This is a genomic window from Streptomyces sp. NPDC088732 (genome assembly GCF_044751205.1).
Taxonomy (GTDB): domain Bacteria; phylum Actinomycetota; class Actinomycetes; order Streptomycetales; family Streptomycetaceae; genus Actinacidiphila.
On sequence record NZ_JBIVLI010000037.1, the window covers coordinates 49,351 to 71,887 of the forward strand.

The following is a 22,537-nucleotide window of genomic DNA, read 5'->3' on the forward strand; positions in this document are numbered from 1 at the left end:
CGGGCTGGTGGGTCGGTCAGTGGCCCGGGGGCTGCCCGCTCTGCTCGGCCCGGATGTGGGCGAGTTCCTCGGGGGTGAGCGACACCGGGCCCTCCGGCTGCGGGGGGTTGAGCAGTTCCCGGTTCTGGTTGTCGTTGGCGGTGTTGATGAACTTCACCGGGATGTCGGTGTAGAGGACCTCCGGGCCCTTGGTGTTGAAGATGTGGCTGTTCTCCAGCTGCTTGTTGGTGACACCGTTGGCGACCGAGGTGCCCACCCCGAGGCCGGCGTTCTCCAGCGCGGTCGTGGGGTCCGCGCCCAGGCCGATCTGGACACCGGCGACGGAGAAGTTCTGGATGACGCCCTTGAGCGCGCCGCGGGCGGCCTCCCAGGCGAACTCCCGGTAGTCGTCGGGCTTCAGGGTGCTGCCCACGTTGAAGTCGTAGTCGTCCACGGCCGAGTGCTGCTCGGTGAAGCCGCCGGCGCCGTCGATGCCGGCCACCTTGGTGCCGCCGGCGTCCCGGACGGTGACGGCGCTGCTGTCGCCCGCGGTGAAGGTGTGCGTGGTGCCGTTGCTGTCCACCGACCCGGTGACCCCGCTGTGGCCGACGTGCAGCGTGGTGGTCTCGCCGTTGCCCGTGTACCGGAAGTCGGCCGAGCCGTGCGGGTTCTGCGTGATGGTCACACCGCCGGCGGGGTCGGTGGTGGTGGCGGTGCCGTGGTCGACGGTGGTGCCCGGGGCCCCGCCGGGCGGGGTGAAGGCGGCGGGACCGCCGAGGGTGGTGACCGTGGTGCCGTCGCTGAGCGCGGCCGTCTGGTGGGCGGGGACCGACGGCCCCTGCTGTCCGGGCGGCGGGGTGACGGCGGGGTGGTCGGTGACATGGACGCCGGGGCCGCCGACGAGGCTGTTGTCGGGCCGTACGGTGACGGAGTCGCCCGCGCCGCCCGGGCCGCCCACCTGGAAGGTCCCGTTGCCGGTGTGGCCGACGTGGAGGCCGCCGCTGGTGACGCTTGAGCCGCCGCCCCAGATCGGCACCTGCACGGTCGGGCCGCCCGGGTGGTTCGCGCCGACGGTGAAGGTCGCGGGCGGTCCCTGCGGGGCGAAGGGGCTGTCCTTGCCGGGCAGGACACCGGACTTCTCGGCCGGGGTGGTCGCGTTGGGGAAGCCGCTGTCGGACTTGGTGACCGTGACGTTGCCGGTGTCCACCGTGGACCGGCCGCCGAAACCGCCGGTGTGATGGATGGCGGGACCCCCGCCGGGCGTCCGCACGGTGATGCCGCCCTGGCCGTCGCCGGTCACGGTGGACACGGGCGTCTGACCCGGTCCGTTGCCGATCGGGGTGCCGCCGGTGTCGACGGGACTGCCGTGCGCGTCGACCGGGCCGTTCGGGTTGGGACCCAGGTGCGTGACACCGCCGGGGCTGTAACTCCCGGTCCCCGCGCCGTGTTCGACGGTCACGTGCCCGTCGCCGTTGTGGGTGACGGTACTGCCGGGCGCGGCGTACGGGTGGGCGCCGTGGGTGGTGACGGTGGTGCCGGCCGCTCCGTTGGTCAGCGTGTTGTCGCCGCCGACGAGCGGGGGGCCGCCGACGTAACCGGGGCCCTTGCCCGGCGGGGTGTGGACCGCCCCGCCGTCGTGCGTGGCCGTGATCGTCGCCCCGCTGGGTGAATTCTCCACGCTGAGCTGCCCGTTGCCGTTGACGGTGTGGCCGGTGCCGGACCTGTCGTCGACCGTCCGCGTGGTGAAGTGGCCGTTCCCGTCCGGGGTGAGCGTGGTGGTGTGGCCGTTGCCTGCCGCCGTGACCGTGCCGTGGGCGCTGCTGACGCTCTGCCCGGAGGTGTTGGTGACGGTGACGGACGGCCCGCCGACCTCGACGGTGCCGTCGGGGCCGGTCACGTGCACCGAGCCGTCGGCGGAGGAGGTCGTGGTGGTGGTCCCGCTGTTGCCCTGCTGGCTGAAGCTGACGCCGTTGCCGCCCGGCCCGCTCTGCACGGTGACGCCCTGTGAGCTGATCCCGTTCGCGCCTACCTGGGCGCGGACCGGGGCGCCCTGACCGTCGGGGTGGGTGATGTCGGCGGTCGGGTGGTGGGCGCCGTCCGTGCCGGGGCGGACGGTGAACGCCCCGCCCTGGCCGTCGTTCACGGTCGCGGCCGCGCCGCCCGCGCCGCTGTCGACGGTGGTGCCCTGCCCGACCGGCGCGCTGGAGACCGTGCCGTCGCCGGTGGCCACCAGGCCGCCGTTGACGTGCGTCGTGGCGCCGTTCGGGCCGAGCGTCGTCGTGCTGCCGCCGACGGCGACCGTGGCCCCGCCGTTGTGGCCGAGCGTCACCGACACCGCGGGCGGCCCGCCGGGAGCCCCCGCCGTGATGCCGCCGGGGCCGCTGTGGGCGGTGAACCCGGGCCCGGTGGCGGTCGTGCCGTTCGGGCCGGTCGTCACGTGGAAGCCGCCGGAGTCGAGGGTCGTGGTGCCGCCGGAGACCGAGGCCGTCGTGGTGACGACATGCCCGCCGCCGTCCACGGTGCTCGTTCCCTGCACGCCGACCGTCGGCGTTCCGTGGCCGTCCACGGAGACCGTGAGGTTGCCGTGGGTCACCGGGTGGCCGGGGGCCGCCTGGGCCGGCGGCGGGGGCTGGGTGGGGACGCCGTCCGGCCCCGGAGGGCCGATCTGGCCGGGGACAGGGGTGATCGCACCGTCCGGGCCGACGTGGTACTGGAACCCGCCCTGGGTGAAGTCGGCGGTGCCGTCCGCGTGGACGGTGGTGCCGCCCGCCGTGATCGTGCCGTCCGCGCCCCGGTCGATGCCGCCGGCGGTGAAGGCACCGTCCTGGCCGACGGTGAAGTGGGCGCCGTCGGCACCGGTGAGCGTGACGCCGTCCGGGGTGAAGAACGCCGTGCCGCCGTCCCCGCCCGGGCCGCCCTGCACGGTCACGATGCCGTCGCTGTCCGTGCTGACGGACGGGCCGTCCTGCGTTGTCACGTGCACCGCGGAATCGAGTCCGTAGTGCCCGGCGCTGCTGTCGAACTGCACGGTGGTGTGCGGGGAATGGGGGTCGGGGACGACCGTGAAGCCGTCGCCGCTCAGGTGCGTGGCCGGTCCGCCGATCGAGCTCACCGTCGCGGTGCCGTCCGGATGGAGCGTGCCGGTCACCCCGTTGTCCTGGACCGGGACACCGCCGTCGGCCTGCGGCGGTGCGACGTGCTGGTGGCCCGGCAGGTCGACACCGCCGCCGATGCCGTTCGCGGGAGCCGTCACGTGGTGCCCGGCGAGACCGACGTCGACCGTCCCGCCCGGCCCGGCCCCGGTGTCGTGCGTGACCACCGGGGGATTGCCGGGGGCGCCGTGGAACACCGAGGTGACCTGGCCCTGGTGCTGGACCGAGACCCCGTCCCCGGACACCGTGGTGGTGCCGCCCGCGTCGTGGACCGTGAGGCCCCCGGTGTGGATGTCGCCGCCCGCGCCGACCGTGAAGGCGGGCGGGTTCGGGCCGTGCGTCCCTGCCTCCACGGTTCCGCTGAAGGCGACCGTGCCGTCGGCGCCCTGGGTGACGCCCCCGCCGAACGGGCCGTTGGCGGTGCTGAACCCGTGGTCGGTCAGCGTGGTGGTGAGGTGCGAGCCGTTCCCGGCCGGGGTGTCCACACTGGTCCGGGTGCCGTTGTACGTCACCTTGTCGCCCTGCGGGCTCTCGATCGTGTTGGTGCCGCCCGAGGTCTTGGAGGTGAAGCCGTCCGGGGTGGTGGTCTTCGTCGTGGTTTTCGGATCCGGCGGCGGGTTGCCGTCCGCGGTCGCGGCCGGCTTGGGCGTGGGCGGCTCGGTCTTGGTCTCGGTCGTCGTGCCGTCCGGCGTGGTGACCTTGGTCTTCAGCGCGCCGGTGGTCTGGTCGCCCTCGGTCTTGCTCGTGATGCCGTGGAAGCCGGTCTTCTGCGGCATCTCCCGGCCGTTGACGTGCAGGAGGCTGCCCGGGGTGAAGCTCGACGCGGAGAACGCCTTGCCGATGTTGCTCTTGAACTTGCCTTCCGTGGTGAAGGCGTCCTTGAGGTTGTTGGCGAACTTGGTGCCTCCGAGCACGGCGAAGCCGCCGCCGACGGCCGCGCCCACCGCGGCGCCGGCGAGGATCCTTCCCGCGTCGAGCTGCTTGCCCGCGGCGAGGTCCGAGATGACCGTCGCGGTCGCGCCGAGCGCGAACTCGGTGGTTCCCTCCGCGACCGCCTTCTGCGTCACCACGAAGGCCGGTCTGACCTTGAGTCCGTCGTAGTTGACACCCCGGCCCAGCGGGGTGAGCACCTTGCGGGTGAAGGTCGAGGTCTTCATCCAGCCCTTGACCGCGGCCGACATGGTGCCCGCGCCCCGGCCCGCCGTCGCCAGCGCCTTGCCCAGCGGCGCGAACTTCGAGACGACGTTGCCGAGCCTGCCCAACTGCCCCAGCAGTACCCCGCCCGGGACGATGGTGAGCAGGCCGACGATCAACTCGCCTATCTCCAGATGGCCCTGGGAGACCATCCGGATCACCGACAGGCCGAAGGCGAGGGCGCCGATGAGGATGCCCACCACCGGGAAGAAGATCGCGACGAGACCGGCGAAGATGCCGATGATGATCTCGAAGATGGGATGGTCGGCGAGCCAGTCGCCGATCTTCTGGAAGATGTTCCGTGCCGGAATGGCCTGGTCCGCCGCCTCGTCCAGGGCCCGGGACGCCGCGGCGGACCCGTCCGCGCGCATCTGCTGGGCCTGCTGGGCCAGCGCCGTCGCCGCCGACAGCTCCGACTTGGCGTTGCCGACCTCCGTCACCCGCTCGCCGTGACGGGTCGTCTCCTCGGGCGTGGCGTTCTGCGGCAGGTCGGGGACCACGACGGAGGCGGTCGTCGCGACGGGCCCGCCCTGGTCGATCGCCCGGTCGAGCAGGCTCTGCGCCTCGGTGAGCACACCGGCGTAGACGGAGTACGCGTCGGCCGCCGAGTGGAAGGACGTCCGCGTCTGGTCCAGGAAGCGCGGCATGTCCTTGATCTTGTCCTGCAGGGCGGCCATCGCCTGGCCCTTGCCGTGCCGGATCGCGGCGTCGGTGCCGAGCAACCGGTAGGCCTGGTCCGCCTGGTCGCCGAGGTCCCGGTACGTCCGGGAGAGGGTGCGGATGGCCTCCGGGTCGCCCGGGGTGGGGTCGCTGTCGAAACCGAGCGCTTCCCACCCCGTGGTGTGCCGTCTCGCCATAGCGCAGCCGCCCTTCTCCGATCGTTCACCGCTCGGCCGTGCCAGTAGTAACTCCGGTATGGCTAGGCTCAGTTCACAACTCAACTTTCTCGCGCCCGGGTGAACTGTCCATGACAGCAGTGTTGCGGGCGAGCACTGCTCAGGAGGATGGAGATTGCGCTCCGCACACGATCCGGACACCCGCGCCGCGGCCGCGGCCAGGCGCCCGGTCGCGCTCGTCCTGGCCCTCGGGATCGCCGTCGCCGCGACCGCCCTGCTGCCCGCGCGGACGGCGTCGGCGGCCCCGGCCCGCGCGGCCGTCACGGCGAGCGCCGCGGACGACGTCAGGTACTACGTCGTCACCTCCCCCGAGGAGAACGGCGGGCAGGCGGAGACCCTGCGCACCCTCGCCGAGCGCACCCTCGGCGACGGCGACCGGTTCCCCGAGATCCTCGGCCTCAACACCGGCCGCACGCTCCCCGGCGGCGCCACGTTCACCAGGCCCGAGCAACTGGTCCCCGGCTTCGCGCTGCGCCTGCCCGACGACGCGACCGGTGACGGCGTGCAGGTGGGCCCGCTGCCCGGGGCAACGGCCGCCTCTACGGTGTTGACGTCCCCGGGACGGACCGAGAACGTAACGGCTTCCGCCGGCGCACGGATTCCGGTCGGCCCCCTCGTCCTCGGCGGCGTCGGCCTCGCCCTGCTGACCGTCCTCATCACCGCCCGCCGCCCCCTGGCCCGGTTCGCCCGCCGCGCCGGCACCGCCGTGCGCGCCGCCGCCCGGGTGCTGCGCCCGCGCCTGCCGCGCGCCGCCCAGCGCGCGCTGCGCCGCCGGCGCCGGGCCGCCCTGCGGCGTTCCCTGGTCACCGACACCCGCACGCTCGCGGTCGTACGGCACACCCTGCGCGAACTGCTGGCCGCCCCCGGCACCGGCCACGGCGGCGCGAGCACCCGCGTCTACAGCGTGCTCGCGCTCCCCACCAAGATGCTCGCCGCCGTCTCCTCCGCCGCGCCCGCACCGCAGGGGTGGAACGCCCTCGACGCAACCCGCTGGGAGCGCAGCGGAGTTCCCGCCTCCGTCGAGGACGGCGACCTGGCCGCCGGCCTGCCGCTCCCGCTCCTGGCCCGGGTGGGCGTGACCGAGCGCGGCCACGCCCAGGTCCTGGTCGACCTCGGCCAGCTCAACGGGACCCTCAGCATCCTCGGCGACCTGCCGGTCGCCCGGGACACCCTGGCGGCGATGGTGCGCAGCCTGCTGGAGACCGTCGGCCGGGACGGCGACGCGCTGACGGTGGTGGCCGTCGACCCGGCCCGCACCGTACTGCCCGACCTGCACGCCCAGCACGGACTGCTGCGCGTCCCCGGCCTGGAGGACGTCAGCGGCGGATCCCGGTCCCCGATGGCCGTCCCCGCACCGGAAGTCGGCGCCGGCCTCATCCGCAGCGCCACCCGCACCGGCCCCGTCACCGGGGTTCTCGTCCTGGCCCGGCCGCCCGCCGAGAAGGACCTGCCCGCACTCGCCCGGCTCTCCTCCCGGGACGGCGGCTGGATCGTGCTCGCCGCCGGGGACGTCCCGGGCGCCCACTGGCGGTGGTACGCGGAAGAGGACGGCACCGTCGACACCGGGATCCTCGGCCACAAGGCCTTCGTCCCGGTCCAGAGCGCGCCGGCGCACGCGGGCACGGGGTGACGCCGGGCGCCGTCCGGGCCGTCCGCGAGGCGGCCCGCGGACCGGCTCAGGCCGGCAGCGGCTCCGTGCGGATCACGGTGAACACCGCGCCCTCGGGGTCGGTGACGGTCGCGACCCGCCCGTACGCGGAGTCGCGCGGCGCGCGCAGCACGCTGCCGCCGAGCTGGACCACCTGGCGGGCCGCCGCGTCGGTGTCGGCCACCTCGAAGTACGCCATCCAGTGCGCGCCGCGATCGCGCGGCAGACCCTGGCCGACGCCGTGGATGCCGCCCACCGGGCGGCCGTCGAGCTGCAGGGTGAGGTAGTCGAAGTCCGTCGAGACGATGTGCTGGGTCTCGAAGCCGAAGACCAGCGAGTAGAAGGCGGCGACCATCGACGACTCACGGGTGACCAGTTCGTTCCAGACGGGCGAGCCCGGTTCGCCGGAGGTCTCGATGCCCCGGTGGCGCACGGCCTGCCAGATCCCGAACACCGCGCCCAGCGGGTCCAGGGCGATGGCCAGCCGCCCGGCGTCGTCCGCGTCCAGCGGGCCCACGCCGACCGTGCCGCCGCAACCCCGGACCAGTTCGGCGGTCTTGTCGGCGTCGTCGGCGGCGAAGTACGTGGTCCAGGCGTGCGGCAGATGCCGGTCCCGGGGCAGTTCGCCGATGCCGGCCACACTCTTCCCGTCCAAGGTGGCGCGCACATAGGTGCCCAGCGAGGACGGACCGGGGTGGAACTCCCAGCCGAACAGGTGGCCGTAGAACTCCTGCGTGGCCTCGACACCGCGTGCCAGCAGGCTGACCCAGCACGGTGTCCCGTGCGGGTGGCGGTTCCCTACCTCGGTCATCGGTTCTCTCCTGGAAGCGGCGCTCGGGGGTGCGGAGGAGGTACCACAGCAATGCTCGCACCACAGGGCGCGCCGCTACGGGGGCCGCGCCGCAGGGTCCCCGCGCCGGGTGACCACAATGGGCTTATGCATCCTGTCATTACCGTAACCGAATTGGCCGCGCAGCCGAAGGGCGCGTCAGACGGCGGGCCCGTCCTGCTCGACGTGCGCTACCGGATGGGCGGGCCGCCCGGACGCCCCGAGTACGAGGCGGGCCACCTCCCCGGCGCGCACTACGTCGACCTGGAGTCCGAACTCGCCGGGGCACCCGGTGACACCGGCCGCCATCCGCTGCCGGACGTGGAGGTGTTCGCCGCCGCCATGCGGCGCGCCGGCGTCGGCCGGGACCGCGACGTCGTCGTCTACGACGACTGGCAGGGCTGGGGGGCCGCCCGCGCCTGGTGGCTGCTGCGCTGGGCCGGGCACGAGCGGGTACGGGTGCTGGACGGCGGCCTCTCCGCCTGGACGGCGGCCGGCCTTCCCCTGGAGACGGACGTCCCGGCCGACGAGGACGGGGACTTCACGGCCGTCCCCGGCGGGCTGCCGCTGCTCGACGCCGACGGCGCGGCGGAACTGGCGCGCAGCGGTGTACTGCTCGACGCGCGGGCGTCCGAGCGCTACCGCGGTGAGGTCGAGCCGATCGATCCCGTCGCCGGGCACATCCCGGGTGCGGTCAGCGCCCCCACGACGGAGAACGTCGACCCCGCCACCGGGCTGTTCCTGCCGCCCGGCGACCTTGCCGCCCGCTTCCTGGGCGTCGGCGCCACCGAGGGCACCCCGGTCGGGGTCTACTGCGGTTCGGGCGTCTCCGGTGCCCACGAGGTGCTCGCCCTCGCCGCGGCGGGTGTCCCCGCAGCCCTCTACGTCGGCTCCTGGAGCGAGTGGTCGCACACCGGCCGGCCCGTCGCGACGGGCCCCCAGCCGGGCTGAGGCCCGGGTCTCCCACCTGCCCGCCCACGGCGCGGCACCTCGCGTGGCCCCGCGAGGCACCGGCCCGGGGGCGGGTGGGAGACCGGGCGGCCTTCACGGACCCGCCCGGTGATGCACCGTCACATCCCGTGCACCGGCGGCGGTGCGGCCGGGTCAGTCCTGCTTCTTGCGCCGGCTCCCGAAGACGATCTCGTCCCAGCTCGGGACCGTCGCCCGCCGTCCCGGCCGCACCCCGTCCGCCTCGGCCTGCCGGTCGGTGGACCCGACCAGCCGGTCCCGGTGGGCGCCCACGGACCGGGGCATGAGGACGTCCGCGTACGCCGACCCCGCGCTCGCGGCGGGAGCCGGGGGCGCGGCCTCCTCCGCCTCGGGGTCGTCGACCACGCCGTCGGTCCCCGCGGCGGCCGCCGGGGGAATCTCCGGCGCCGCGGGCGACGCGGTCTGCGAGGGGACGACCATGTCGCCGCGGAAGCTCGGCACGGCCTCCAGGAGGCTGGTCAGGGAGTCGCGTTCCTCCTCGGCCCGCTCCTCGGCGCCGCCCGCGCGCTCCGGCCGCTCCAGCGCCCGGTCCCGCGGCAGCCGCGCGATCCGCGGCACGAAGGGGTAGCTCGGCTCCTGGGGCTCCTGCGTGGCCTCGCCGATCAGCGCGCGCGCCTCGTCGTCGACGGCCTGGACCAGCCGCCGCGGCGGGTCGTAGGTCCAGCTCGCCGAGTGCGGCTCACCGGCGACGCGGTAGACGAGCAGCACCTCCCAGGTGCCGTCGTCGCGCCGCCAGGAGTCCCAGACGACGGAGTCCTTCTCGGCGCCCCGCAGCAGCAGGCGTTCGGCGACCGCCTCGCCGAGCTGCGGCCCGGTGCTCTCGCCCTGGCGGCGGACCGGGGTCTTGCGCGCCCGCTCCGCCATGAAGGCCCGCTCCGCGAGCACGGGGCCCTCGAAGCGCCGCACCCGCTCGACGGGGATGCCGGCGAGCTGCGCGACCTCCTCGGCGGTGGCGCCCGCTCTTATCCGCGCCTGGATGTCGCGCGGGCGCAGGTGGCTCTCGACCTCGATCTCGATCTGGCCCAGCCGCGCCCGGTCGTTGCGGATGGCGGCACGCAGGCGCTCGTCGATCGGGAGTGTGTACTCCGTGCTGTCGGCAGCCTTGAGCACCAGTCGTGTGCCGTCGTTGCTGACGGCCACGACACGCAGTTCGGGCACGGTTACCTCCCGGGTGGTGCCTGCCGACGTCACGTGCGTCGCTGCTCCCGATGGACGAGTGTGACCTGCCCGGGTGCAGCCTGCCACAACCTTGCTGAGTTTCCCGGCGTGTCGGGCATGTGCCGTGACGCGCCGTTATGGCACGGTTACCTCTTTGCAACGCTGAGTGACCAAACGCATCACTCGGCGTCACGTGTCTCCGGGTCGCTCGACAGCACCCCGGGATGAAGTGCGCCGTCTCCCCCCGGAGCCAGGATTTGTCACAGTACTCCATTTGGGCCACGCCGGTGGGGCGCCGCGCCGTCGAACTTTGAGCGGGTCAAGGGAGTTGGCCGGGGGCCGTTACGAAATCTCCACAACTGGAGGCCTGTGGTCTACGCGCCCAGGACCCGCCGCAGGTAGTCGTTGCGGAACAGCCGGTCCGGGTCGAGCCGGTCCCGCAGCGCGGTGAACTCCCCGAAACGCGGGTACGCCCCGGCGAACCAGTCGGCGTCCCGGGTGTGGACCTTGCCCCAGTGCGGCCGGCCCTGATGCGCCGTCATGATCTGCTCCACGGCGGTGAAGTACTCCTGGTACCGGCTCCCCCGGTACATGTGGACCGCCACATAGGCGCTCTCGCGCCCCGAGGCCGTCGACAGCGCGATGTCGTCCGCCGGGGCGACCCGCACCTCCACGGGGAAGCTGATCCGCAGCGCCGAGGAGTCGACCATCGACTTCAGCTCCCGCAGGACCTCCACCGCGGCTTCCCGCGGGACGGCGTACTCCATCTCCACGAAGCGCACCCGGCGCGGGTGGGTGAAGACCTTGTACGGGATGTCGGTGTACGTGCGCGCCGACAGTGCGCGGCTGGAGACCTGCGCGATCCCCGGGATCAGCGACGGCGCGGCCTGTCCCACCGCGCAGGCGGCCCGGAAGACGCCGTTGGACAGGAACTCGTCGTCCAGCCAGCCGCGCACAGGGGGCACCGGCGCGGCGGGTCCCTGGCTGCGGTTGTTGCGCTTGGTGTTGCAGCCGTCGGTGTGCGGGAACCAGTAGAACTCGAAGTGCTCGTTCTCCTCGACGAGTTGGTCGAACTCCCCGAGCACCCGGTCGAAGTGCATCGGCTCCTCGCGCGCGGTGAGCAGGAAGAGCGGTTCCACCGCGAAGGTGAGCGAGCTGACCACGCCGAGGGCGCCCAGCCCGATCCGGGCCGCGGCGAAGACGTCCGCGTTCTCCTCGGCGGAGCAGGTGAGCACCGAGCCGTCGGCCGTCACCAGTTCCAGTGCGGTGATCTGGGCGGCGATGGAGGCCGAGTCGCGGCCGGTGCCGTGGGTGCCGGTGCTCGTCGCCCCTGCCGCCGTCTGCTCCATGATGTCGCCCATATTGGTGAGCGACAGGCCCTCGGCGGCGAGGAACGCGTTCAGGTGCTTCAGCTGGACGCCCGCCTCGACGGTCACGGTCCCGGCGGCGCGGTCGAGTGAGCGTATGGAGCTCATGCGCTCCGGGCGGATCAGGACGCCCGCGGTGGCCGCGGCGGAGGTGAAGGAGTGCCCGGTGCCGACGGCCTTGGCCGGCAGGCCGTCCTCGGCCGCCTTCCGTACGGCGGCGGCCAGTTCCTCCACCGAGGCCGGGGACACCTCGCGTGCCGGGACGGCCCGCACGTTGCCCGCCCAGTTATGCCATGTGGCCTTCCCGGCGGTTCTGTTCGTCGTAGCCATGCGTACGCGATCCCTCCAGCTCCGGCGCCGGCTCCAGCCGGCGGTACCCCAGGAAGGCCGCCACCACGGCGAGTGCCGCGGCGGAGGCGGGTACCGCGAACGCCGCCCGGGCCCCCGCCGCGTCGATCACCCACCCGGCGAGCGAGGCCCCGAGCGCCACACCGACCGCGAGCCCCGTGCTCGTCCACGTCATGCCCTCGGTCAGCTTCGCGCGCGGTACCAACTGCTCGACGAGCGCCATGGTGGTGACCATCGTCGGCGCGATGGACAGGCCCGCGACGAACAGCGCCACGGCCAGGAACGGCAAGTTCCCGACCAGTAGTGGCGGGATCATACTCACGCCCATGGCCCCCACGCCCAGCAAAAAGCGACGCGAGGCCGTACCGCGCGGTCTCATCAGGCCGAAAAGGACTCCCGCGAGGCAAGATCCTGACGCGTACACGGCGAGAACGAGGCTGGCCGCGGCCTTGTGGCCCTGCTCCTGGGCGAACGCGACGGTGGTGACGTCCACCGCGCCGAAGATCGCCCCGGTCGCCACGAAGGTGACCACCAGGACCTGCAGACCGCGCGAGCTCATCGCGGAGCCCCGCGTGTGCTGCTCCCTCGGGTGCGGCGGCGGCTCGGTGGACCGCTGCGCGGTGAGCAGGAAGGTGCCGGCGGCCAGGAAGAGCGCGGCCAGCAGGGGGCCGGCCTCGGGGAACCAGACGGTGCACAGCCCGATGGACAGGATCGGGCCCACGATGAAGCAGATCTCGTCCACCACGGACTCGAAGGAGTACGCGGTGTGCAGCAGGTCCGGCGAGCCCCGGTGGATGGCCGCCCACCGCGCCCGCACCATGGCGCCCAGGCTCGGCGTCAGCCCGGCGACCGCGACGCAGGCGAAGAGCGTCCAGTCCGGCGCCCCCTCCCGTACGCACACCAGCAGCGCGGCGACGGCCAGCACCGTGATGCCGGCAGCGGGGCGCAGCACCTTGCGCTGCCCGTACCGGTCCACCAGCCGCGAGACCTGCGGCCCGAGCGCCGCCCCCGACAGCGCCAGTACGGCGGCGAGCGCGCCCGCGATCCGGTAGCGGCCGGTGACCTGCGACATCATCGTCACGATCCCGATGCCGAGCATGGACAGCGGCATCCGGCCGATCAGGCCGGCGGCGGCGAAGCCCCTGGTCCCCGGGGCGGAGAAGATCGCGCGATAGGGACTGGGCAAGGGGCGCTCCTCGGCCTCGTCGCCGGTGTACGGGTGCGGGGTGTACGGGGTGTGCGGGTAAGGAATGTGGCTGCTCATCACAGCTTACAAATGGAACGCAAGCGATTTTCCCGCCGTCCGGCGCCGCCCTTGGTGCAGTCCGTGCCGTTCCGCGGCCGTCTGCGGGCGGTGGGAGGATCAAAGACATGTCCGATCACACCGAGGCCGACACCGCCGCTCCGTACGACGCACTGCTCCTGCTGTCCTTCGGCGGCCCCGAGGGGGCGGACGACGTCGTCCCCTTCCTGGAGAACGTCACGCGGGGGCGCGGCATCCCGCGCGAACGCCTGAAGGAGGTGGGGCAGCACTACTTCCTGTTCGGCGGGGTCAGCCCCATCAACGCGCAGAACCGCGACCTCCTGCAGGCGCTGCGCAAGGACTTCGCCGAGCACGGCCTCGACCTGCCCGTGTACTGGGGCAACCGCAACTGGGCGCCCTATCTGACCGACACCCTGCGCGAGATGGCCGACGACGGCCGCCGCCGCGTCCTGGCGCTGGCCACCAGCGCGTACGCCTCCTACTCCGGCTGCCGGCAGTACCGCGAGAACCTGGCCGACTCCCTTGCCGCGCTGGAGGCCGAGGGCCGCCCGGTGCCGCGGGTGGACAAGCTGCGCCACTACTTCAACCACCCGGGCTTCCTGCGGCCCATGGTCGACGGTGTGCTGGCCGCGCTCGACGAGCTGCCGCAGGAGGCACGCGCGGGTGCGCACCTGGCCTTCACCACGCACTCCATCCCCACTGCCGCCGCCGACACCTCCGGCCCGGTCGAAGCGCACACCAAGGACGGGTCCGGCGGCGCCTACGTCGCCCAGCACCTGGACGCCGCCCAGGTGATCGCCGACGCTGTCCGCGAGGCCACCGGCACCGACCGGCCGTGGAAGCTCGTCTACCAGTCCCGCAGCGGCGCCCCCCACATCCCGTGGCTGGAGCCCGACATCTGCGACCACCTGGAGGAGCTGCACGCCTCCGGGGCGACGGCCGCCGTCATGGTGCCGATCGGCTTCGTCTCGGACCACATGGAGGTCCGCTACGACCTCGACACCGAGGCCACCGCCAAGGCCGCCGAGCTCGGGCTGCCCGTGGCCCGCTCGGCCACGGTCGGCGCCGACCCCCGGTTCGCCGCGGCCGTCCGCGAGCTGGTCCTGGAGCGGGCCGCGGCCGAGCGCGGCCTCACCCCCGAACGCTGCGCGCTGGGCCGGCTCGGCGCGAGCCACGACGTCTGCCCGGTGGGCTGCTGCCCGGCCCGCAGCCCGCGTCCCGCCGCGGCGGGCGCCGAGTGACCGACACCGACACCATCCGCAGCACAAGGAGCGCCGTGACCGACCAGCTGAAGGACGAACTCCTGGCCGTGGCCGTGGAGGCCGCCCGCAGGGCCGGGGAGCTGCTGCGCGACGGCCGTCCGGCCGATCTCGTTGTGGCCGCCACCAAGAGCAGCCCGATCGATGTCGTCACCGAGATGGACATCGCCGCGGAGAAGCTCATCGCCTCTTTCATCGGCGAACGCCGGCCGGACGACGGACTGCTCGGCGAGGAGGGCGCCAGCGCGCCGGGCACCACCGGCATCCGCTGGGTGATCGACCCCCTCGACGGCACCGTGAACTACCTCTACGGCCTGCCGGGCTGGGCGGTCAGCATCGCCGCCCAGGTCGACGGCGAGACGGTCGTCGGCGTCGTGGAGGCGCCCATGCGGCGCGAGAGCTACCGCGCCGTCCTCGGCCGCGGCGCGTGGGTGGGCGACGTACGGGCCCGGCCGCGCCCCGCGCCGCCGTTCGAGCAGGCGCTGGTGGGCACGGGCTTCGGGTACAGCACCGAGGTGCGCGCCGGGCAGGCCGAGGTGGCGCGCCGGCTGATCCCGCGCGTGCGGGACATCCGCCGGGCCGGGTCGGCCGCCATCGACCTGTGCGACGTGGGCTGCGGCCGGCTCGACGCGTACTACGAGCGCGGGCTGAACATCTGGGACTACGCGGCGGGCGACCTCTTCGCCCGCGAGGCGGGCGCCCTCACCGGGGGCCGCCCGGGGGAGCCGCTGTCGCGGGAGCTGACGGTGGCGGCGCCGACGGGCGTCTTCGAGCCGTTGCAGGCGCTCCTGGAGGAGCTCGGCGCCTGGCACGACTGAACCGGGTGGGTGCCGGGGCGCGCGAACGCCCCGGCACCTTGTGCGGTGTCCGGGGCGCGGCGCTTGTGTCCGGATGCCTCAGGCGATCTTGGGCAGCACCTGTACGCCGTGGTCGGCGGCGAGGCGGCGCAGATCGGCCAGTTCGGCCTCCTCGACTTCGGCCAGGAACTCGTCCCCCGCCTCCCGGGCGGCGAGCAGGTCCGACTCAGTGCTGTGTATGCGCTGCAGGATGCCAGTGGTGAATGCGTCCATCAGGTGGCGCCCCCTCGTCGTCGATAGGTGACACAGGGTGTGGGTGGGTAAGGGTCGATCGGCTGCGGTCAGGTCGTTCCGAGGTCCCCGCGGATCGCGCGACGGCTGCCGCCACAAGTCGACTGCGAACGCCCAGGGGGCGCGATCGGGGGTGTGCAGTCGTCCTCCCCAGGCCTGCCGGAGCGGAAACCTCCGCAACCCGGGGAATTCCGTGCCGTCCTCCCCACCGCGCCGCGCGCGGCCGCGACCGGCGCGGATGCCGCTCCCGGCGGCGCACGATGTGGCCCGCGTCACGTGCGGTGACGCCTCCGGCGCGGGGCGCCGGTTCGCTCCCGCGCGGCCCGGGGACGCGCTCTTACCGCCGGTTTACGGCCTCCAGGTGCAGGATGGAGACGCGTTCGGCCTGCGCACAGGCCGTTGGGAATGTTCACGGAAGGAACGGCGCCTTGCGCGTACTGGTCGTCGAGGACGAACAGCTGCTCGCCGATGCGGTGGCCACGGGACTGCGCCGCGAGGCGATGGCCGTGGACGTCGTCTATGACGGTGGGGCGGCCCTGGAGCGGATCGGGGTCAACGACTACGACGTCGTCGTCCTCGACCGGGACCTGCCCGTGATCCACGGGGACGACGTCTGCCGCAAGGTCGTCGAGCTCGGCCTCCCCACCCGGGTCCTGATGCTCACCGCCGCCGGCGACGTGAGCGACCGCGTCGAGGGCCTGGAGCTCGGCGCCGACGACTACCTGCCCAAGCCCTTCGCCTTCACCGAGCTGATCGCCCGCGTGCGCGCGCTCGGCCGGCGGACGACCGCCCCCCTGCCGCCGGTGCTGGAGCGCGCGGGCATCCGGCTCGACCCCAACCGCCGCGAGGTGGTGCGCGAGGGACGGCAGGTGCATCTGGCGCCCAAGGAGTTCGCGGTGCTGGAGGTGCTGCTGCGCAGCGAGGGCTCCGTGGTGTCCGCGGAGCAGCTCCTGGAGAAGGCCTGGGACGAGAACACCGACCCCTTCACCAATGTGGTCCGGGTCACCGTCATGACGCTGCGCCGCAAACTCGGCGAGCCCGCCGTGATCGTCACGGTGCCCGGCTCCGGCTACCGGATCTGATGCGCCGTGGCCACTTCCCCGGCGTCCCCCTCGCCCCAGTCCTCGTCCTCGTCGCAGGCGTCCTCGCCCGCGGCCCCGCCGCGCGTTCCGCCCAAGCCCACGTGGGAGCCGGCGTCGCCGGCCGGCCGCGGCCCGCTGTTCCGCCCCACGATCCGGATACGGCTGACCCTGCTCTACGGCGGCATGTTCCTGATCGCCGGTGTCGTCCTGCTGTGGATCATCTACCTGCTGGCCGCACAGGCCCTGCACGACGGCAATGAGCTGCCCTTCCGCCTGCTCAGCGGCCATGTGGCCACCACGACGCCTAGCTGCCAGCTGCCGAGTTCGGGGACGACCGACGAGTTCACCGATGCCATCAACGGCTGCATGCAGAACCGGCGCGAGGTCGCGCTCGACACCCTGCTGCGGCGGTCGCTGTTCGCCCTGATCGGTCTCGCCGTCCTGGCCTTCGCCTTCGGGTACCTGCTGGCGGGCCGCGTGCTGTACCCGCTGGGCCGGATCACCCGCACCGCGCAGGCCGTGGTCTCCTCCGACCTCAAGCGCCGCATCCACCTGGACGGGCCGGACGACGAGCTGAAGGAGCTCGCCGACACCTTCGACGAGATGCTGGAGCGGCTGGAGCGGTCCTTCGACGCGCAGCGCCGCTTCGTGTCCAACGCCTCCCACGAGCTGCGGACCCCCCTGGCGATCAACCGCACCCTGCTGGAGGTCCAGCTGTCCGACTCGGCGGCCGGTCCGGAGGTCCAGCAGCTCGGGAAGACCCTGCTGGCCACCAACACGCGCAGCGAGCAGCTCGTGGAGGGCCTGCTGCTGCTCGCCCGCAGCGACAACGAGATCGTGGACCGCAAGCCCGTGGACGTGGCCGAGGCGGCCTCCCAGGCCCTGGAGCAGACCCGCAGCGAGGCCGACGCCAAGGGCGTGGCGCTCCGCAGCGAACTGCACGAGGCGGTGGTGCAGGGCAACGGCGTGCTGCTGGAGCGCATCGCGCTCAACCTCGTGCAGAACGCCGTCCGCTACAACGTCCCCGAGAACGGCTGGGTCGAGGCCACCACGGGCCTCGAACCGGGTCTCGCGGTGCTGACGGTCACCAACACCGGACCCGTCGTCCCGGCGTACGAGATCGACAACCTTTTCGAGCCGTTCCGGCGGCTGCGCACCGAACGGACCGGGAGCGACAAGGGCGTGGGACTCGGCCTCTCGATCGCGCGATCGGTGGCCCGGGCCCACGGAGGCACCATTTCCGCGGTGCCCCGCGAGGGAGGTGGCCTGGTCATGCGGGTCGCCATCCCCGTCTGAGGCACCCGGGAACGGTTCTCCGACACTCCCGGGGCCGTGTTCGCTTTGCGCTGAATTTTGCGGTCTGATCCCGGCGGCGGCATGCTGTGAGCGATTACACATACGATTCCGGCCGCGGGTACGCTCCGTGATCGCAAGTCCGGGAAAAGAGCGGAAAAATCCATGTTTCCGCAGGTCATGATCACGGGAAGTACACGTGGAGGCGTGAGCAAGGTGCGACAACACGGCCCTTTCCGGTCATGACCGGCAGTGGATCCGATCACCTCTTCGGGGGTGCGGTTGGGTGTCGATTGAGTAACGGCACTTGATGTAAGGCAAAATCTCCGCTTCGGGCCGGGCACAAGACCGGCCTCCCATGCGTTACGTGCGCTGGAGACACCGCAGACACCCAGAGGGGGAGAGCGATACATGGCTACTGATTACGACACACCACGCAAGACCGACGACGATGTCAACGAAGACAGCATCGAGGAACTGAAGGCCCGCCGGAACGACAAGTCCACGTCCACGGTGGACGTCGACGAGTTCGACCAGGCCGAGTCCCTCGAACTGCCTGGCGCCGACCTTTCCAACGAGGAGCTCTCGGTCCGGGTCCTGCCCCGGCAGGCCGACGAGTTCACCTGCATGAGCTGCTTCCTTGTGCACCACCGCAGCCAGCTGGCCTCGGAGAAGAACGGCAACCCGATCTGCCGCGACTGCGCGGCCTGACGGGACACCGGCATCGTGGACAGCGACGACGAGCGAGGCCGCGCGGCCTCGCTCGCGGGCGCATCGGAGGAACCGGCGGTCGACGGTGCCCAGGCCGGGCCTCCGAGCCGTGCCGCCCGCGGGCGTGCCCGCGCCAGGGCGGCGCTGACGACCCTCGCCGAGGGTTTCCTCGAGGCGGCCCCGCGGATACCCGTACGGGACCTGGAGACGCTCCGCCGGCACTTCCCCGGGCTCGGGCCCGAGGAGCTGGCGGACAAGCTCGTGAACGCCGCCACCCTGGGCACCGCGACGGTCGGCGCCGGTGTCGGCGCCGCCGCCATGCTGCCGACTCCGCCCGCCATGCCCGCCGAACTGGCGAGCGAGACGATCGGGGTCGCCCTGATCGAGTACAAGCTCATCGCCGAGCTGCACGAGGTCTACGGGCTGCGCGCCCCGGGCACGCTGCGGCAGCGCGCGATGATGTACGTCGCCGAGTGGACCGAGCGGCGCGGGATCGACTTCTCCAAGCCGTCCACGCTGAACGTGGCGCTCGGCGGCCGGATGAAGCGCGAGCTGCGCCAGCAGCTCATGAAGCGCAGCCTGCGCAATCTGCCGACGCTGGCGCCGTTCATGGTCGGCGCGGCCGTCGGCGCCGTGATGAACCGGCGCGACACCAGGAAACTCGCCGAGCAGATCCGCAAGGACCTGCGCGAACGGCAGGTGCCCTGGGCGCTGCTCTCCGCCGAGGAGCCGCCGCCCGCCCTGGAGGCCGGCGAGCCCGGCGCGGACGACTGAGGCCGCCGCGGACGCCTCAGGCGGTCCGCATCTCCCGCAGCGCGGCGGCCAGCCGCTCGGGGGCCCGGGTGGAGAGGTACAGATAGGGCGTCGGATCCGCGGGGTCGGTGACCTCGATCCTCAGCGCGGTCGGCACATACGACCGCAGGAGCATGAACGCGCGCGGATCGGCCTTGTAGGAGCGCCAGGCCAGCGCTTCCTCGTGGTCCAGCACGGTCGCCTCGCCGAGCGCGCCCACCGGGATCCGCGCGTCGCCCGCGACCAGCGACCCGGCCACCACCCGCAGCCGCGCCGAGCCGTACGAGCTCACCGCGACCGCTCCTGCCGCCGTGCCCCCGACGAGGCCGCCGAGCAGCGGCAACGCCCCGAAGGGCAGCAGGATCAGCGCCAGGGACACACCCGCGCCGAAGGCGAGCAGCCACCACGAACGCGGCGCGGTCAGCCGCTCGTCATAGGTCATGCCGGTCATGCCACCCAGCTTGTCATGCCGCCCTGTCAGTACCCGCCGCGGGACCGCAGGCGCGTCAGGGCCTGCGCGGCACGCGGCGCCGTGCGCAGGCCGACGGCGACCTGCTTGGCCCAGTCGGTGGCGGCGGTGGGCAGGGCGGCGTCCAGGACGGCCGAGGAGCGGGCGTCGCCGCCCACCAGGTAGCGGGGGAGCGGCCGGGGCGCCGACAGCGCCTTGAGGACCGTGCGGGCCACCGGGCGGGGACCCGGCAGCTCGCGTCCCAGCCGGTCCTCCACGGCCTCGTACTGGTCGCGGTACGGCGAGGTGGTGCCCTGCGGCAGCCGCGAGGCACCGCGCTCCCAGATGTCCGTCCCGAAGGACCCGGGCTCGACCAGTACCACCTTCACCCCGAACGGCGCGGCCTCCATGCGCAGCGCGTCCGTGACCGCCTCCAGGCCCTGCTTGCTCGCGCAGTACCAGCCGAGCAGCGGCGTCGAGACCCGGCCGGAGACCGAGGAGATGTTCACGATGCGGCCCGCGCGCCGGGCGCGCATGGTCGGCAGCACGAGCCGGGCGATGCGCGCCGGTGCCACCAGGTTGATCTCCAGCTGCTGGCGCACCTGTTCGTCGTCGACGTCCTCGATCGCGCCGGGCTGCGCGATGCCGGCGTTGTTGACCACCGCCCAGGGACCCCCGTCGGTCACCGTGGCGATCTCCGTGAACGCCCGTACGGACGACGTGGCGTCCGCGACGTCCAGCAGCACCGTGCGCACCGACGCACCGGTCCTGGCCACCGCCGCGCGCAGGGCCTCGGCCTTCTCCTCGGTGCGCACCGTACCGATGACGTCGTAGCCGGCGTGGGCCAGTTCGAGCGTGATCGCCAGGCCGATCCCGCATCCGGCTCCGGTGACGACGGCGGACCTGGGGGTCATGGGGTGCTCCAAGGGATGGGGGACACGTGCCGCGTGGCCGGAGGGAGAACGGGCGGGCGGCGGGAAAGGATCCCGCAGGAGGGTAGGGTCTCCCGCGTGAACGGAGCCACACCCGACGTCCCGGCCCGCCCGGGCCTGACGCCGCCGCAGGACGCGTCGCCGCCCCTGCGGCACCCCGACGCGCCCGCGCCCGGCGAACCGCTCGGCGCGCACTACGAGCACTGCTTCGGCTGCGGCGGGGCCCAGCCCCACGGCCTGCACCTGGAGGCGCGGGCCGGCGAGGGCGTCTCGGTCACCGCCGAGTTCACCGTACAACCGGCACACCAGGGTGCTCCCGGCCTCGCGCACGGCGGTGTGCTGGCGACCGCGCTCGACGAGACACTCGGCTCCCTCAACTGGCTGCTGCGCCGGATCGCGGTCACCGGCCGCCTGGAGACCGAGTACGTCCGGCCCGTCCCCGTCGGCGCCACCCTCCACCTGGACGCGCGCTGCACGGCGGTCGCCGGACGCAAGATCTACTGCACCGCCACGGGCCGGATCGGCGGCCCCGACGGCCCGGTCGCGGTGCGCGCGGACGCGCTGTTCGTCGAGGTCAAGCCCGCGCACTTCACCGAGCACGGCCGCGCGCGGGAGATCCGGGCCGTCGTCGGGGATCCCGGCCGGGCCGGAGCCGCCCGCGCCGTCGAGGTGAACCCGTGAGCCGCCCGCCGCTGGACGTACTGATCAGGCGGCTCGACGCGGACGTCCCGATTCCCTCGTACGGGCACCCCGGCGACGCCGGCGCCGACCTCGTCACCACCCGGGCGGCGGAGCTGGCCCCCGGCGAGCGGGCGGTGCTGCCGACAGGCGTTTCGATCGCCCTTCCGGAGGGGTACGCGGCCTTCGTGCATCCGCGCTCCGGCCTCGCCGCGAGGTGCGGAGTGGCACTCGTGAATGCCCCAGGAACGGTTGATGCCGGGTACCGTGGGGAGATCAAGGTGATCGTGGTCAACCTGGACCCGCGCGAGACCGTGCGGTTCGCCCCGGGGGACCGGATCGCGCAGTTGGTCGTCCAGCAGGTCGAGCGGGTCCGCTTCCACGAGGTGGCGGAACTGCCCGATTCGGCGCGGGCGACGGGGGGCTTCGGCTCCACGGGGGGTCATGCCGCGGTGGACGGCCCGCCGGTCGGTCCGTCCGGCCATGGATACGCATCGGTCATCGCTGACCGGGAAGGACAGTGACGTGTTCCGTCGTCGTCGCAAGGAGCGCGAAGACGCCCTCGACGAGCTCGAGGCCGAGAGCCCTGACGAGCTGGCCGAAGACGCCGAGGAGTCGGACGACTCCATGGAGTCCCGTCGGTACAACCTTCCGCCCGCCCCGAGGCCGGACGGTCCGTGGGACGTGAGTGAGGTCGGCACACCCGGCGAGGGCCGGGTCGACCTCGGTGGCCTGTTCGTGCCCGGTGTCCAGGGCATGGAACTGCGGGTCGAGGTGGCCGGCGAGTCCATCGTCGCCGCCACTGTGGTGCTGCGGGACAGCGCCATCCAGCTGCAGGGCTTCGCCGCGCCGAAGTCCGAGGGCATCTGGGGCGAGGTCCGTGACGAGATCGCGTCCGGGATCACCAAGCAGGGCGGCATCGTCGACGAGGTCGAGGGCCCGCTCGGCTGGGAGCTGCGCGCCCAGGTGCCGGTCCAGCTGCCCAACGGCACCAACGGTGTGCAGGTCGTGCGCTTCGTCGGCTGCGACGGACCGCGCTGGTTCCTGCGCGGTGTCATCTCCGGCCAGGGCGCCGTCCAGCCGGAGACCGCGGGCCTGCTGGAGCAGATCTTCCGCGACACCGTCGTCCTGCGCGGCGACACCCCGATGGCCCCGCGCGACCCGATCGTGCTGAAGCTGCCGAACGACGCGCAGATGGTTCCCGAGGGCATCGCCCAGGACCACGACGGCGGACGCTTCTCCGACGGCATCGACCCGATGCGCCGTGGACCGGAGATCACCGAGGTGCACTAGCGCCGCCTAACGACCCGACCGACGTGGGGGGGCCCGGGCGCGGGGGGGGCCCGGGGGGGGTTGGGCGGGGGAAACCGGTGGGGGGAGGGGGGCGGCGAGTCGGCGCCCGGGCCCCGCGGGGGGGGGGGGAACCCGG

19 protein-coding genes are annotated in these 22,537 nt (G+C 73.3%); 11 read left to right on the forward strand and 8 right to left on the reverse strand.

Going from position 1 to position 22,537, the window contains the following annotated elements; translation table 11 throughout:
* Positions 1-16: 16 nt before the first annotated feature.
* Positions 17-5,182, reverse strand: a complete 5,166-nt coding sequence (locus tag ACIP9H_RS39580) for a hypothetical protein (protein ID WP_401963785.1) — start codon at positions 5,180-5,182, stop codon at positions 17-19.
* 154 nt (positions 5,183-5,336) lie between these two features.
* Between ACIP9H_RS39580 and ACIP9H_RS39585 the strand changes: the two genes are divergently transcribed.
* Complete coding sequence (locus tag ACIP9H_RS39585) at positions 5,337-6,851, forward strand: hypothetical protein (RefSeq protein ID WP_401963787.1); 1,515 nt, start codon at positions 5,337-5,339, stop codon at positions 6,849-6,851.
* Positions 6,852-6,897: 46 nt separating this feature from the next.
* Here ACIP9H_RS39585 and ACIP9H_RS39590 read toward each other — a convergent pair whose 3' ends face one another.
* The gene (locus ACIP9H_RS39590) at positions 6,898-7,680 is read right to left on the reverse strand and encodes a VOC family protein (RefSeq protein WP_401594562.1); all 783 of its coding nucleotides are present in this window, start codon (positions 7,678-7,680) and stop codon (positions 6,898-6,900) included.
* A gap of 126 nt (positions 7,681-7,806) precedes the next feature.
* Between ACIP9H_RS39590 and ACIP9H_RS39595 the strand changes: the two genes are divergently transcribed.
* Complete coding sequence (locus tag ACIP9H_RS39595; RefSeq protein WP_401963790.1) at positions 7,807-8,649, forward strand: sulfurtransferase; 843 nt, start codon at positions 7,807-7,809, stop codon at positions 8,647-8,649.
* Positions 8,650-8,802: 153 nt separating this feature from the next.
* Here the strand turns inward: ACIP9H_RS39595 and sepH are convergent, their stop codons facing one another.
* From sepH to ACIP9H_RS39610, 3 genes are all read right to left on the reverse strand, one after another.
* Positions 8,803-9,879, reverse strand: a complete 1,077-nt coding sequence (sepH, locus tag ACIP9H_RS39600; protein ID WP_401594557.1) for a septation protein SepH — start codon at positions 9,877-9,879, stop codon at positions 8,803-8,805.
* Positions 9,880-10,220: 341 nt separating this feature from the next.
* Entirely contained in the window at positions 10,221-11,543 is a 1,323-nt protein-coding gene (locus ACIP9H_RS39605) for a D-arabinono-1,4-lactone oxidase (protein ID WP_401963792.1), read from the reverse strand.
* Positions 11,500-12,747: an MFS transporter gene (locus ACIP9H_RS39610; RefSeq protein WP_401594610.1), complete on the reverse strand. Its 1,248-nt coding sequence runs from the start codon at positions 12,745-12,747 to the stop codon at positions 11,500-11,502. Before ACIP9H_RS39610 ends, ACIP9H_RS39605 begins: the two co-directional genes overlap by 44 nt.
* A 185-nt stretch (positions 12,748-12,932) precedes the next feature.
* Between ACIP9H_RS39610 and ACIP9H_RS39615 the strand changes: the two genes are divergently transcribed.
* Together ACIP9H_RS39615 and ACIP9H_RS39620 are read left to right on the forward strand one after the other, a co-directional pair.
* Complete coding sequence (locus tag ACIP9H_RS39615; RefSeq protein ID WP_401594551.1) at positions 12,933-14,066, forward strand: ferrochelatase; 1,134 nt, start codon at positions 12,933-12,935, stop codon at positions 14,064-14,066.
* A 35-nt stretch (positions 14,067-14,101) separates the two neighbouring features.
* A complete protein-coding gene (locus ACIP9H_RS39620; RefSeq protein WP_401594549.1) occupies positions 14,102-14,902 on the forward strand; it encodes an inositol monophosphatase family protein in 801 nt (266 codons plus the stop codon).
* Positions 14,903-14,980: 78 nt separating this feature from the next.
* Here the strand turns inward: ACIP9H_RS39620 and ACIP9H_RS39625 are convergent, their stop codons facing one another.
* Positions 14,981-15,154 carry a hypothetical protein gene (locus ACIP9H_RS39625; protein ID WP_319659104.1) on the reverse strand — a complete coding sequence of 58 codons (174 nt, stop codon included), beginning with the start codon at positions 15,152-15,154 and terminating at the stop codon, positions 14,981-14,983.
* 446 nt (positions 15,155-15,600) lie between these two features.
* Here ACIP9H_RS39625 and ACIP9H_RS39630 point away from each other — a divergent pair, with 446 nt between their 5' ends.
* The 4 genes from ACIP9H_RS39630 (at position 15,601) to ACIP9H_RS39645 (ending at position 19,032) form a co-directional block, all read left to right on the forward strand.
* Positions 15,601-16,254 carry a response regulator transcription factor gene (locus tag ACIP9H_RS39630; RefSeq protein ID WP_384287224.1) on the forward strand — a complete coding sequence of 218 codons (654 nt, stop codon included), beginning with the start codon at positions 15,601-15,603 and terminating at the stop codon, positions 16,252-16,254.
* A gap of 6 nt (positions 16,255-16,260) precedes the next feature.
* Entirely contained in the window at positions 16,261-17,550 is a 1,290-nt protein-coding gene (locus ACIP9H_RS39635) for a sensor histidine kinase (protein ID WP_401594545.1), read from the forward strand.
* 408 nt (positions 17,551-17,958) lie between these two features.
* Positions 17,959-18,258: a DUF4193 domain-containing protein gene (locus ACIP9H_RS39640; RefSeq protein WP_319659100.1), complete on the forward strand. Its 300-nt coding sequence runs from the start codon at positions 17,959-17,961 to the stop codon at positions 18,256-18,258.
* Between the two features lie 15 nt (positions 18,259-18,273).
* Positions 18,274-19,032: a hypothetical protein gene (locus ACIP9H_RS39645; RefSeq protein ID WP_401594542.1), complete on the forward strand. Its 759-nt coding sequence runs from the start codon at positions 18,274-18,276 to the stop codon at positions 19,030-19,032.
* A gap of 16 nt (positions 19,033-19,048) precedes the next feature.
* On the opposite strand, the gene ACIP9H_RS39650 is transcribed toward ACIP9H_RS39645, so the two are convergent.
* Positions 19,049-19,501 (reverse strand): DUF3093 domain-containing protein, encoded by a 453-nt coding sequence (locus ACIP9H_RS39650; RefSeq protein ID WP_401594539.1) that lies wholly within the window; start codon positions 19,499-19,501, stop codon positions 19,049-19,051.
* A 26-nt stretch (positions 19,502-19,527) separates the two neighbouring features.
* Complete coding sequence (locus tag ACIP9H_RS39655; protein WP_401963796.1) at positions 19,528-20,412, reverse strand: SDR family oxidoreductase; 885 nt, start codon at positions 20,410-20,412, stop codon at positions 19,528-19,530.
* Positions 20,413-20,508: 96 nt separating this feature from the next.
* Here ACIP9H_RS39655 and ACIP9H_RS39660 point away from each other — a divergent pair, with 96 nt between their 5' ends.
* From ACIP9H_RS39660 to ACIP9H_RS39670, 3 genes are read left to right on the forward strand one after another with little or no spacing between them, the layout of a single operon-like run.
* A complete protein-coding gene (locus ACIP9H_RS39660; protein ID WP_401594534.1) occupies positions 20,509-21,111 on the forward strand; it encodes a PaaI family thioesterase in 603 nt (200 codons plus the stop codon).
* Positions 21,108-21,632, forward strand: a complete 525-nt coding sequence (dut, locus tag ACIP9H_RS39665; RefSeq protein WP_401594531.1) for a dUTP diphosphatase — start codon at positions 21,108-21,110, stop codon at positions 21,630-21,632. Before ACIP9H_RS39660 ends, dut begins: the two co-directional genes overlap by 4 nt.
* A 1-nt stretch (position 21,633) precedes the next feature.
* Positions 21,634-22,401 (forward strand): DUF3710 domain-containing protein, encoded by a 768-nt coding sequence (locus ACIP9H_RS39670; protein WP_401594528.1) that lies wholly within the window; start codon positions 21,634-21,636, stop codon positions 22,399-22,401.
* Positions 22,402-22,537: the final 136 nt, after the last annotated feature.

What these genes read in the sequence shown, in the direction of transcription:
- ACIP9H_RS39615 (WP_401594551.1), top strand. Translation starts at nt 12,933, where the DNA reads ATGTCCGATCACACCGAGGCCGACACCGCCGCTCCGTACGACGCACTG.
- ACIP9H_RS39580 (WP_401963785.1), bottom strand. Translation starts at nt 5,182, where the DNA reads ATGGCGAGACGGCACACCACGGGGTGGGAAGCGCTCGGTTTCGACAGC.
- ACIP9H_RS39605 (WP_401963792.1), bottom strand. Translation starts at nt 11,543, where the DNA reads ATGGCTACGACGAACAGAACCGCCGGGAAGGCCACATGGCATAACTGG.
- ACIP9H_RS39655 (WP_401963796.1), bottom strand. Translation starts at nt 20,412, where the DNA reads ATGACCCCCAGGTCCGCCGTCGTCACCGGAGCCGGATGCGGGATCGGC.
- ACIP9H_RS39640 (WP_319659100.1), top strand. Translation starts at nt 17,959, where the DNA reads ATGGCTACTGATTACGACACACCACGCAAGACCGACGACGATGTCAAC.
- ACIP9H_RS39595 (WP_401963790.1), top strand. Translation starts at nt 7,807, where the DNA reads ATGCATCCTGTCATTACCGTAACCGAATTGGCCGCGCAGCCGAAGGGC.
- ACIP9H_RS39650 (WP_401594539.1), bottom strand. Translation starts at nt 19,501, where the DNA reads ATGACCGGCATGACCTATGACGAGCGGCTGACCGCGCCGCGTTCGTGG.
- ACIP9H_RS39625 (WP_319659104.1), bottom strand. Translation starts at nt 15,154, where the DNA reads ATGGACGCATTCACCACTGGCATCCTGCAGCGCATACACAGCACTGAG.
- ACIP9H_RS39590 (WP_401594562.1), bottom strand. Translation starts at nt 7,680, where the DNA reads ATGACCGAGGTAGGGAACCGCCACCCGCACGGGACACCGTGCTGGGTC.